We start from the raw sequence: 12,264 nt of genomic DNA, 5'->3' as shown, positions 1-12,264 counted from the left end.
TAATCTAATAAAAAAGCATCATTGCGGCTGCGTCGCAAGATGCTCGGAATACGGCTTGAATTAAGCAGATATTTTTTTGAGCACATCTGGACGGAAGCCAGAAAATGATGGCATACCCTCAATAGCAACAACTGGCGTTTGTCGATAACCATTAGCTTTCAATTCATCAACATATTGTGTCTCTTCTTCAATGTTAACTTCTTTAAAAGCAATACCCTGCGCCTCTAAAAACTTTTTCGTCATTTTGCATTGCACACAGTTATATTTTGTATAAATTGTTACTTTTTCCATGACACGTACCTCACATTTATATCCATTATTTTGTTTAGTTTTAGTTAGAACTGTTGATTAATAGTTTACCGCAATTCGATAATTCTACAAGGACCAAAACTGTCTTCACAAACATTTGTTCGATAAAATCAAGTCATAGCTCAATTCACAAGCTAAACAAATTAATAAAATTCACAAGCGCCCACCACGAACATTGAAAGCGTTGATATATAAGGGTTTTTCTGAATCGCAGCACTCTGAAATAATTTAATAAAAACGATAGATGCGTTATGCATTAAGGCGTTGTGTTTGTGAAATTTTATTTTTAAAGAAATCATTAAGCTGATTTTTGTTCGCCTTTATCCACCCCAATTGCAGCTTCAAACTTAATCATTCGTTAAATTTTAAGAAGCGATAAAAATCACCGTATGACGACTTTTTTTGGTATAATAACTCTTAGTATATAAGAAAAGAGGTTTACGAATTTGGATTCTGGTCCGTCTTTGATCATCAACTTTTTTGTTATTTTGGTGGTCTTGTTGTTAGCTATTCTGTTTACTTTAACGGAATATTCATTGGTTAAGGTGCGACTAAGCGCTTTAAAGGTTTTACAGGAAGATCGTGACAAGCCTTCCCGTAACATCAGTAACGCCATTCACATGGTGACACACCTGACTGAATATCTCTCGACAGCGCAAGTCGGGATCACATTAACAAGTTTGATTTTAGGTTGGATTGGTGAAGAAACTGTCGCTGACATCATTCTCAAATCAGGTATTATTCCTGCTGAATATGCCCACGCAGTTGCCTCAGTCGCAGCTATGATTATCTTCACTATTGTCCATGCTGTGTTTACAGACCTTGTACCTAAAAATATTGCGATTGAATCGCCTGTAAAAGTCTTACTATTTATTGTTCGACCAGTTCGCTTCTTTCATATCACGTTATTCCCCCTAATATGGGTATTAGATCATTTATCAAACGGTATTACACATTTATTAGGATTTAAAACTGACGGCGAAGAAGACATATATTCTCAAACCGAAATTTTATCACTGTCTAAAAACGCAGCAGCAGCTGGTGAATTAGATGAAGAAGATTTAACCTTCATGCAGCGTGCTTTTGAAATGAACGATAAAGTTGCTGTTGATATCATGATTGATCGTACATCAATGACTGTCATTGATGTTAAAGCTTCTATCGCAGAAGGTGTTAATTTATACTTGCAAGAACGTTATTCACGTTTTCCGGTTGTTGCGGACAATGATAAAGATAAAGTGTTAGGCTATGTCTTTAACTATGATCTAGTTCGCCAAGCACGTATTAAGTCATCTGACCCTGTTTCAAAGATTATGCGTGACATCCCCGCCGTACCCGAAAATATGGACTTACACGACGTCATGGATGAAATGATTATCAAACGTTCCCCTATTGCCATTGTTGTTGATGAATACGGTGGTACTTCTGGTTTAATTACTGATAAGGATATTTATGAAGAACTATTTGGTACAGTTCGTGACGAAATAGATGATGTATCAGATGATTATATTGAAAAACTTGGTGATCATCGTTTCAAAGTTTCTGGTAAGATGACCCTTTATGACTTTGAGCGCTACTTTGATAAAAATATCAAAGAACTGGAAAATGATGATGCAGTAACATTAACTGGTTATGTGTTAAATCACGATCCCGAATTCCGCGCTGGTGATACCATGACTGTTGCCAACTTCCAGCTAACAGCACTTGATTATGATAATGCTTATATATCTGAATTCATTGTAAAAGAACTACCCACACCCAAAGAGGATGTTAATAGTAATGGTATTTTTGATGATGAGGAACTTGAGTCTGAGTCACAATCTGAAAGTGAATTATCTACCCATTAATTAATCAAAAACGAGTGTAACTTACTCGTTTTTTTGATTGGTTTGTAATCTTTACTTTATCACTAATTTAATTGTTCGTGATTATGGTAAAATAGAATTATTATATTGAGGAGGAACAGTATGTCAGTCCATATCTACATGGTGCGCCATGGCGAGACTTATTTTAACTTTTTACACCGTTTTCAAGGATGGTCTGATGCCCCTCTGACTGAAAAGGGCATTCAAGATGGCTATCATGCCGGTACACGATTAGCCAATGTTCATTTTGATGGTGCTTACTCATCAGATTTAACACGAGCCATTCATACCGCACGCTACATTTTAGCTAACAATACGAAGTCTGATTTTTCAGATCCAACGCAACTTCCTGATTTCCGAGAAGAAAATTTTGGTGCTTTTGAAGGTGTTAGCGGTGAGATTGTGCTCACGACGTTAGGTGCCTATAAAAAAGACCAATTTAGTAATTTTTCAGATGTTATCACGCGTTATAGCATGGCTGATGCGATGAACGTCATGGCTGAAGCCGATCCTTTCAATCTAGCTGAAAATCATGAAGCGTTTCTAAAACGTGTTAAGCATGGTTTTAATGACTTGCTGAATCATCACCATGATGGTGACAATATTCTCCTCGTCTCACATGGCACAACTATTCGTGCTATTGCCGAATATTTTGGCAGACGTGACTTGTCAGCTATTAGTGTTACGAATGGCGCAGTCATGCAACTGGACCTATCAACCGATGAACAGGCTGATATTATTAACTTTAACGACGATACAACCGTGTTTTAATTGAAGAAATCAACTCAAAAAGACGATACATCAGCAATGCCATGTATCGTCTTTTTTATACGTTTAATGCTTGTTTCAAATTTTCACGTTGTTTTACACGGTAATATGTCACAAGTAAGATAGTCAGTGCCAAAAGCCATATAATCAAAATCATGACATTTGGCTCAATATCATTACCGCCAAAAACAAGTGAATTGACTGCATTTTTCAAAGCTGACAATGGCCAAAATGGTCTTATAAATGCAAAGATTGAATCCTGTAAAATAATTGGATCATTAGGCACAACAAAGACAGTTTGGATAGCTAATAGTACAGTTGACAACCACCAGCCAGCTTGGCCTAACCACTGCTTCAGGTACCAAACTAAACTCATCATGCTCCATTGACTCAATAATGTGATGCCAGTCAAATACCAAAAGTTGCCGATGTTCACATGCCAAAGGAAAGCGCTGCCTACCATCAAAATGCTACCCAAAATGCTTAGCAAACCACCAATTTGAAAGTTTTCCCACCATTGTTCTAATGCCAAAGCGTCTGTTTTGGTTGGCTTAACTGGCAATAGTAGTCCAAATAGTACTGACATCATAGAAACACCAACGACTAACAATGACGCCATTAAAACTTGTCCCTGCGTTCTTATTGGCTTGATGTCATTCGTTTTTAACATGAGCATTTGCGTCAACGCTGTATTTTTGTCTGGCTGATTGCTCAATAACGATTTCAGTTGGCTTGAAATTTCTTGCTGTCCACCGTTGATATTTTTGGCACTCGATTGAATAACGCCTGACTGATCGCTCAATGCTTTGGTACTGCTTAAATTGGTGGCAATACTGCCTATACCACCAGCAATCGTCGTTTGCATTTTGTATGAAATATTATTAATTTCTACTGCCAAGGACTGAATTTTCGTTTTATCACCCCCATTAACAGCATCATTTAATTGCGCGGAATAGGTAGACAAATCCGTGATCAAATCAGCCGCATTAGACTGTAAATCATTTGCGGCATCAGCATCAATGCTATTGCCTACCGCTTGCAAATTAGTTTGTAAGTCTTTTGTTTGCTTTGCTAGATTTTGACTTTGTGAACTTAGCTTAGATAACGTGGAATCACTTGTATTGCCCAAAGACAACTTATTATTCGCTATCGCAACTATTCCGTTGAGTTGATCTTCAATGTATTGCGTCGCATATTGACTATTTCCTGTTGCAACAGTAACATTGACCATAGCTGATTTGCCACTCTTTTTATAATCTGCTAATTGCGTCGTTAATGAAGTAGGAATTTCAATCATCGCGCTAATACGCCCTTGCTTTAGCGCCAGCTTTGCTGCCCTAGTTGATTGATAAGTACTTGTTTTGAAATGCTTACTTTCCTTTAACTGTTGTTGCAATGTGTCGCCAAATCGCTGGTTTTTACCATTCAAGGACGCTGCCTTATCTTGGTTTATTACCGCTACGACTAGACGGTCTGTTTTCTGATTACTGTGACTAGTTGCCCCCAAATAGCCGACAATCAGTAAGACAGGCAAAACCACTGCTACTAGCCACTTTCCCAATATACGTTTATTTCCTAACACCGCTTGCCAACCCAACATAAAAAGCCTCTTCATCTTAAACTCTGCTACTAATAGCATACGAGATTGAAGTGGCCTTGTGGATAACTTTATAAAGTTTTATCATTTTTAAAGAAATTATGGCAAAGTATTCCCTGCCGCCATATAGACGTCATACCATTCCTGATTAGTCAACTGAAAATCAAGCTTCGTCATATCAATAATACGGCTTGGCGTCATGGAACCAATTATAACTTGCATATTGGCCGGATGATGCAAAATCCAGGCAACAGCAATAGCGCTTTTTGATACGTCATATTTGCTAGCCAACTTTTTTAACGTTTGATTAAGTTCTGGAAACTTTTCATTATCAATGAAAACACCTTCAAAAAATCCAAATTGGAATGGTGACCAAGCTTGAATGGTCAGATTGTGTAACCTCGTGTAAGATAGAATACCGCCATCATGATCAACACTGGCTGCGTCATTCATATTAACGTGCAATTCAGAATCAATCATATTAGTGTGCATTATGCCAAATTGCAATTGGTCAATTTGCAGCTTTTCCTCTCCTAAAGCATTCTGAATCAGCGCAATTTGGTAAGGATTCATGTTAGAAACACCAAAATGGTGTACTTTCCCAGCGGTTTTCAAGTCGGTGAAAGCACGTGCTAACTCATTAATGTCAACCAATGTATCTGGCCGATGCAGCAAAAATGTATCAAGATAATCAGTTTGTAAACGTTCTAACTCAATATCAACGCTAGCAATCAGATGATCATAACTAAAATCAAAGCGCGGTCCTCTTTCACCATCTCCGTTGATTTGACCGTTGGGTAAAATAATACCAGCTTTTGACTGTATAAAAATTTCATCACGCTTGACACCCGCATCTTTCAATGCTTGACCAAAAACAATAGATGATTGACCACTACCATAAATATCAGCCGTATCAAAAAAGTTAATTCCGGATGCCAATGCCGTTTCAACAATTTTTTGGGCTTCTTCTGATGTTTTATCGGCAATTCTCATGACGCCCAAGGCAACTGCACTTGACGTCAGATTTGTACTACCAATTTGAATTGTTTTCATGTGATATACCTTTCATATAACAATTAATTTAAAACCAGCTACATTGAAAGTAATATAGCACAGCTGGTTAAAGCTGAACTATATGAAATCACTTTCAGTGATAGCTGGCGATTTGTGTCCTTATTCAGCTGTTTCAAGCAAACCATACTTACCATCTGTTCGCTTGTAGATAACTGAGTCTGTGTTAGATTCAGCATCTTTAAAGATAAAGAAATCATGTTCTAGCAAATCCATTTGCAGCGCTGCCTCTTCAGGTGACATTGGCTTTAAATCAACCTGCTTTGTACGTACAATTTGTAATGCCGAATCATCAACGTCCGTCTCAGGAATTTCGTCATGTGAATCAATACCCTTAAAGCCTGTTTCACGTGACTTACGGTTAATTTTTGTCTTATACTTACGAATTTGGCGTTCAATCTTTTCAGATACATTATCTACTGCTGCATACATATCAGCATTTGTATCTTCAGCTCGCAACACTACGTATGGTAATACGATTGTGACTTCTACTTTACCAGAGTTATCCGAACGATACGTGCGTAAATTGACATTTGCTTTTGCACTTTCTTCAATATAACGATTCAGTTTCGTTAAACGCTTCTCAACATAGTCACGGATTGCGTCTGTTACTTCGATGTTTTCACCACGTACATTATAATCTAACATAATAAATTCCTCCATACACGCTTTATTATGATAACAATCTAAGTATCATCAAATTCAGCGTGGTTTTTATCTTGTTGCTAACTACATTATATCACAACTGTAAGCGTTTTCTGTAAAATTCACCATTTTTTCATTTTTAGCGGGCCAATGAAATACTTTTGACAGTTTTTGCGCCCGCCTGATAAAGCAAATTAGCTGCGTGGTACATTGTATTGCCGGTTGTGTAGACGTCATCCACTAATAAAATACGCTGACCCACTACTAATTGGCTTGATACACTGAGAGCAAAAGGCTGTTGACGGTTCATACGCTCGCGTCGTCCAAATTGTGATTGATGATCTTTTTTGCTTGCAGTAACAGAAAGTATATCGGATAAAGTTTGCCCATTCAGCATACCACTAACTTGATTAAACCCACGCGTTTGCATAGTATAGTGACTGACTGGAATTGGGACAACAATATCCTTATCAATACTATCAATCAGTCGGATTAAGTCGTGATTAAATAAATCTTTTAATAAAAAATCACCATTAAACTTATATTGCTGCATATAAGTTTTCATAACATCATTATATTGGTAAATTGCCCGATGTTCCAATAACGGATAGCCTTTATTTTGCCAGCGAATACAATCAAAACACATTTCTGGTGTCGCTTGTAATCTGCCACAGTTTGGACAAAATATATCATTAATAAGTACCAATTGGTTACAACAATCCTCGCACAGATTATTTGAATCGGTAGACATTATTCCCAACAACGATAAAAATGATTGATCCTCTGTCAAAGGCAAACCACATAGTTGACACAACTTTCTAGATTGATTCACGCAATTTCTCCCCCAAATGATTGAGTTGTATAATTTGACGTTGGGCAGCTTTGACTTTTAATGTCACATGCTCAACGTAGGCCAGTACAAGCCCAGTGGGACAATCAGATTTTCTACCAACGCGTCCAGCAATTTGGACCAAAGCATTTTCGGTAAACATTTCATCATCAGCGCCCAAAATGATGACATCAATGCCAGGAAAAGTCACACCACGTTCAAGTATTGTTGTCGTGACAAGATATTGTAAATTTTCATTGCGCATACTTTGTACCTTTTCTTGTCGATGTTTATCATTGGCATGCACAAAATCACCATGCATTCTTGGAAACCACCGCCTGATAGTTTCTTGTACAGGTTTTAAATCTGACACTTTAGGCACAAAAACCAAAAATCGTTTATTCGTCTCCACTAAGTAACTAAGCTGTTTTCGAAACTTTCTTGGTAGTTTTTTACGCCAATTACTGAGTCGCGCTAATTGAATTTCTGGTAACAAATGTTGATGAAATCGCAGTGGCAAATACGAGACTGGTAACCCTTTTTTAATCCGCTTTTTTAGTTCTCTAGTTGGTGTTGCGGTCAGATAAATCATCGTATGACGAACTTTAACGGCATTTTTCACAGCATGCGTTAGCATCTCATTACCAGCAAATGGAAAACTATCAACTTCATCAATAATTAGGACATCAAAGGCTTGTCTAAATCTTAAGAGTTGGTGTGTGGTTGCCAATACAAGTTGAGTATACCGATAACAATCAGTCTGTTCCCCATATAACGTCACCATGTCCGTTTGAGCAAATGCAGCACGTAATCGCGGTGATAATTCAACAATAACATCAACGCGCGGTGCAACAATGCCGATGCGCAGTTTTTGCTGCAAAGCGCGATAAATAAGCGGAAATAACATTTCTGTTTTGCCCGCACCCGTCACAGCCCACACTAAATGTTCTCGTTGCAGTGCTAAAGTGGTCAGTAAGTCTTCACTAACTTTTTGCTGTTGACTGGTTAAAGTCCCCGTCCAACTTAGTACCACTTTCCCATTAAATTGATTGGGTTCAGGCAAAGAGATTAGATTATCTAATGAACTAACACGACCAAGCGTCAGACAGGCGCGACAATAAAACGCATCATTTGGTAATGGCGATACTAATTTTTGGTTACAACGTTGGCAAACACCTCCCTGAAATGCTGTCCTCGTGTTTCCTAAACTATTATCTATTTTTGGACAGACTAACTGCCTTCCGTAGAGATTTTCTATTTCCATACTGTATAATACGATGTATGGAACATTACTTCACAATTTCCCAAAAAACATATACTTGGGATCAAGTTATTAAAAAATCTCGCTTTATCTTGAATGTTGCGCGAATTAATTCTGAAGAAGAAGCACGCTTATTTATTGCACAAATCAACAAGCAACATTACAAAGCCAACCATAACGTTTTTGCCTATATGCTAGGTGATCAAGATCAAATACAACGTTTTAGTGACAATGGTGAACCTAATGGTACGGCCGGTGTACCAATGTTAGAGGTCCTCCAGAAAAATAAAATTCACGACGTTGTGGCCATTGTGACGCGTTATTTTGGCGGTGTCAAGCTAGGGGCTGGGGGCTTAATTCGTGCTTATGCTAGCACAACAGCAGACGGGTTGAAAGCAGCTGGCTTTGTCGAACGACTAGCGTTGCATCAAGTGACTATTACAATTGCCTACAAGCACGTTGATAGCCTAATTTACTGGTTAACACAAAATGACTATCAAATTATGAGCACAAATTACGATGAAAACGTTCATTTAATCGTCCCTGTGTCTGAAGAAGGGCTGCGTAGCTTTCAAAATACACTGACGAATCAATTTGCCGGTAACATTGTCTTTGATATTGGTGACATAACTTTCTTTGAAATTCCGGTCAAATAGGCTATAATTAAATAGTTATGATCCGCTAGTGTAATGGATCGCACGCAAGATTCCGGTTCTTGAAATCCGGGTTCGACTCCCGGGTGGATCATTATAAATGCTATGATATAACTTTGTAGCAAAAAAGCTGATACTGTTGATACAGTATCAGCTTTTTTATTAATCAATTGTCATAGCTGCCGGCTCTGGCGCTATGACATCATGTCCAGTTTCACGTTTGATTGTTTCAAATAAAATTCCTTCACGTAGACCAGACTGAGAGAAAATGACTTGCTGACCACTCAATAGAATCAGTAATTCCATCAAGGGTAGTAACCCACCAATAATAATGTCCCCACGTTCTTTAGCTAAACCAGCCATTTTTTTGCGTTCATCTAGATCTTTGCTTAAAATCATCTGATAAATTGCAGTAGCATCTTGCGTGCTCAAATGGTAGCCATGAACTGGTAAATCAACAATCTTCTTTTGTCGACGCGAAATCTTTGCTAATGTTCTATTGCTGCCCCCTAGCGCAACCAAAGGTAAATTTGCTGCCTCATTGAGCCATGAGACATCACCAAACATTCGCCGTAAGGCGACAGTGGCTTCAAATAATGAAGCAGCGCTCACGATATCTTTTTCTAGGTAACCTTCACTAATTGTGACAGCGCCAATGGGCAAACTCACTTCATGTAACGCTTCCTTGTTTCTGACTAGCACTAATTCAGCCGAAGCACCACCAGTGTCTAGTATCAACGCATCATTGATGTTAAGCGTATTGACAATACCAACGTAATCAAAATGCGCTTCCTGTTCACCAGTTAATACTTCCAACGGCCACACCATTGTGTTTTTAAATGCTACTAGAAATTCATCTTGATTAGCCGCCTGACGCACTGCAGCCGTCGCTACTGCCCTAACATTGATGTCGGCCTCAGGATAAACTGATAACGCTTTTTTAAAATGTTTTAACGCGTCTAGTGTTCGTGCAATAGCTTCGGGCTGCAAAATTTTATCCTCGCCCATGCCTTCGGACAAGCGTACCATTTCTTGATAACGCTCCAAAACCTCATAGTGACCATCCTGATGGTACTTACTAATCGTCATACGGACTGAGTTAGATCCTAGATCTATCACCGCTAGTATTGTCATACTTCCTCCCCTGTAAATGGATTATTAATTGGTTCAAAATCTCGGCGCCGATGTAACGCCTCTTCACGTTGTTGTAATTCAATTTGTTCTGCCAATGAAGCCGCAATAAAAAATTCTTGGGAGTTGCTGGCTGACAAACCGCGTCGATCTATTTTTTCAAACACACCATCGTCTTGTAAAACACGCGTTTTAACGTTGTCTTCCCACATGGTTTTGAAAATTGATAAGACACGTTGCCGAAGGGTAAGGTTCTTAATAGGAAACAACAATTCTACTCGGCGGTCCAAATTTCTAGTCATCAAATCCGCTGATGATAGGTAAACTTCTGGATCGCCATCATTTTCAAAACTATAAATACGACTATGCTCCAAAAAACGACCAACAATCGAATGTACTTCAATTTTATCACTAATTTTTGGAATCCCGACACGCAACATCACAATGCCGCGGACAATTAATTCAACTGGTACACCAGCTTCACTGGCTTCATATAAATGTCGAATCATGTGTTCATCTGAAAGTGAGTTAAATTTCATTTTAATACCTGCTGGTTTGCCAGCTTTTGCATTGGCCATTTCAGCGTGAATTTTGTCGTAAATAAACTCACGAATACCTTCCGGCGACATGTGCAATTGGTGGAAATACACGGGATCTGAATAGCCAGTCAAAATGTTGAAAATAGAAGCCACATCTGCCCCCAACTCACCATCACTGGTAAACAAGCCAAGATCTGTATAAAAATTAGCTGTCACATCATTATAATTACCGGTTCCTAGATGGACATACCGTCGAATGGTATCATCTTCCCGACGAACCACCAAGGCAACTTTGGCATGAACTTTTAAGCCTCGTAATCCATAGACAACATGAACACCTTTTTGCTCTAATTCCCTCGCCCAGTGAACATTATTTTCTTCATCAAAGCGGGCTTTAATTTCAACTAGTACCGTCACTTGTTTTCCTTGTTGCGCTGCGTCTGCCAATGCTTTGATGATTGGTGAATTACCTGAAACACGATAGAGCGTCATTTTAATTGCCAAAACATTTTCATCGCGAGCAGCCGTTTGAATAAACTGCACCACTGGTTTGAAAGTGTCATAAGGATGGTGCAATAGATAATCACGTTGTTTGATACTGGCAAACATTTTTTCGGGTACCAAATCAGGATTTTCATAGCCTTTAAAATGTGAAAACTCTAGCGTGGGGGCATCAATTAATTTAAGCCAAGCATCTAAAAACGTTAAATCGATTGCGCCATTCACATCATACACACGTTCATCCGGTACTTCTAATGCTTTAATTAGCTTATTCATCAACGTTTTGCTGGTATTGGCACTAACAATGACGCGAATAACGCGGCCACGCTCACGTTCTTGCAATTTACTTTGTACTTCCTGCAAAATGTTTGGCGTATCTTCATCATCAGCGACGTCTAGTTCCATATCACGCAAAATATGGAAGACTGTTGACTCTTTAATCGTATAGCCTTGAAATAGTGCGTCAAGAAACTGCTGGACGACTTCTTCGATCAAAATGACTTGATTAGACTCTGGCAATGCAATCACACGTCCTGATGTTGTTGGGACCTGCAAGACAGCTATATGCTTTTCTGATTTTTCATCGTCTTTTTTTAAGCGAACACCAATGTTTAACGTATCATTTGCCAAAAATGGAAACGGGCGCGTGCTGTCAATTGCCATTGGCGTTAAAACCGGTAACAATTCCTCATCAAAAAAACGCTTTAAAAAGCTTAACTGTTCGGCACTTAAATCATCTGCATGCTTTAACTCATAACCATTTCGTTTGAGTGCTGGTAAAATACTGCGATTTAATACTTGGTACTGGTTTTTAATTTGTTCTCCAGCTGCCTCAGAAATAATGTCTAGCTGCTCTTTGGGCAATAGTCCAGCTGCATCAGGTTTGTCATGGCCAACAAAAAATTGCTGCTGTAGACTCGCTACACGCACCATGAACCACTCATCCATATTTTTTTGCGTGATAGCTAAAAACTTGGCTCGTTCTAATAATGGATTTTGAGTATCTCTTGCTTCCTCTAAAACACGGTCATTGAACGCTAACCAACTTACTTCTCGATTGACATAGTATTTTGGTAATTTTAATTCACTCATAAT

At 38.6% G+C, this 12,264-nt stretch carries 11 protein-coding genes; 3 read left to right on the top strand and 8 right to left on the bottom strand.

The annotated features are described in order from the left end of the window. Positions 1 to 60: 60 nt before the first annotated feature. Entirely contained in the window at positions 61 to 291 is a 231-nt protein-coding gene (nrdH, locus tag FF105_RS00455) for a glutaredoxin-like protein NrdH (protein WP_010279343.1), read from the bottom strand. A 464-nt stretch (positions 292 to 755) separates the two neighbouring features. On the opposite strand from nrdH, the gene FF105_RS00450 reads away from it, so the two are divergent. Both FF105_RS00450 and FF105_RS00445 read left to right on the top strand, forming a co-directional pair. Further along, positions 756 to 2,156 carry a hemolysin family protein gene (locus FF105_RS00450; RefSeq protein WP_290045916.1) on the top strand — a complete coding sequence of 467 codons (1,401 nt, stop codon included), beginning with the start codon at positions 756 to 758 and terminating at the stop codon, positions 2,154 to 2,156. Between the two features lie 120 nt (positions 2,157 to 2,276). Then, the gene (locus FF105_RS00445; protein ID WP_010279348.1) at positions 2,277 to 2,945 is read left to right on the top strand and encodes a histidine phosphatase family protein; all 669 of its coding nucleotides are present in this window, start codon (positions 2,277 to 2,279) and stop codon (positions 2,943 to 2,945) included. A gap of 55 nt (positions 2,946 to 3,000) precedes the next feature. Here FF105_RS00445 and FF105_RS00440 read toward each other — a convergent pair whose 3' ends face one another. The 5 genes from FF105_RS00440 to FF105_RS00420 form a co-directional block, all read right to left on the bottom strand. Next, complete coding sequence (locus FF105_RS00440) at positions 3,001 to 4,542, bottom strand: ABC transporter permease (RefSeq protein WP_010279351.1); 1,542 nt, start codon at positions 4,540 to 4,542, stop codon at positions 3,001 to 3,003. 96 nt (positions 4,543 to 4,638) lie between these two features. After that, a complete protein-coding gene (locus FF105_RS00435; protein WP_010279354.1) occupies positions 4,639 to 5,592 on the bottom strand; it encodes an aldo/keto reductase in 954 nt (317 codons plus the stop codon). Positions 5,593 to 5,712: 120 nt separating this feature from the next. Continuing rightward, positions 5,713 to 6,258, bottom strand: coding sequence for a ribosome hibernation-promoting factor, HPF/YfiA family (hpf, locus tag FF105_RS00430; protein ID WP_004912837.1), 546 nt, complete (start codon positions 6,256 to 6,258; stop codon positions 5,713 to 5,715). A 136-nt stretch (positions 6,259 to 6,394) separates the two neighbouring features. After that, positions 6,395 to 6,808 (bottom strand): ComF family protein, encoded by a 414-nt coding sequence (locus FF105_RS00425; RefSeq protein ID WP_290045914.1) that lies wholly within the window; start codon positions 6,806 to 6,808, stop codon positions 6,395 to 6,397. A gap of 265 nt (positions 6,809 to 7,073) precedes the next feature. Next, positions 7,074 to 8,348, bottom strand: a complete 1,275-nt coding sequence (locus FF105_RS00420) for a DEAD/DEAH box helicase (RefSeq protein ID WP_187241125.1) — start codon at positions 8,346 to 8,348, stop codon at positions 7,074 to 7,076. Positions 8,349 to 8,365: 17 nt separating this feature from the next. Here FF105_RS00420 and FF105_RS00415 point away from each other — a divergent pair, with 17 nt between their 5' ends. Further along, on the top strand, positions 8,366 to 9,001 hold the full coding sequence (locus FF105_RS00415; protein ID WP_010279364.1) for a YigZ family protein: 636 nt from the start codon (positions 8,366 to 8,368) through the stop codon (positions 8,999 to 9,001). Between the two features lie 159 nt (positions 9,002 to 9,160). Here FF105_RS00415 and FF105_RS00410 read toward each other — a convergent pair whose 3' ends face one another. Beyond that, positions 9,161 to 10,132, bottom strand: a complete 972-nt coding sequence (locus FF105_RS00410) for a Ppx/GppA family phosphatase (RefSeq protein WP_010278909.1) — start codon at positions 10,130 to 10,132, stop codon at positions 9,161 to 9,163. Further along, the gene (locus FF105_RS00405) at positions 10,129 to 12,261 is read right to left on the bottom strand and encodes an RNA degradosome polyphosphate kinase (protein ID WP_010278912.1); all 2,133 of its coding nucleotides are present in this window, start codon (positions 12,259 to 12,261) and stop codon (positions 10,129 to 10,131) included. Before FF105_RS00405 ends, FF105_RS00410 begins: the two co-directional genes overlap by 4 nt. Positions 12,262 to 12,264 lie beyond the last annotated feature (3 nt).

This window comes from Leuconostoc sp. UCMA20149, from assembly GCF_030400235.1.
Taxonomy (GTDB): Bacteria; Bacillota; Bacilli; order Lactobacillales; family Lactobacillaceae; genus Leuconostoc; species Leuconostoc pseudomesenteroides.
Note: the sequence above shows the minus strand (reverse complement) of the source record. Positions and strands in the feature narration are given on the sequence as shown.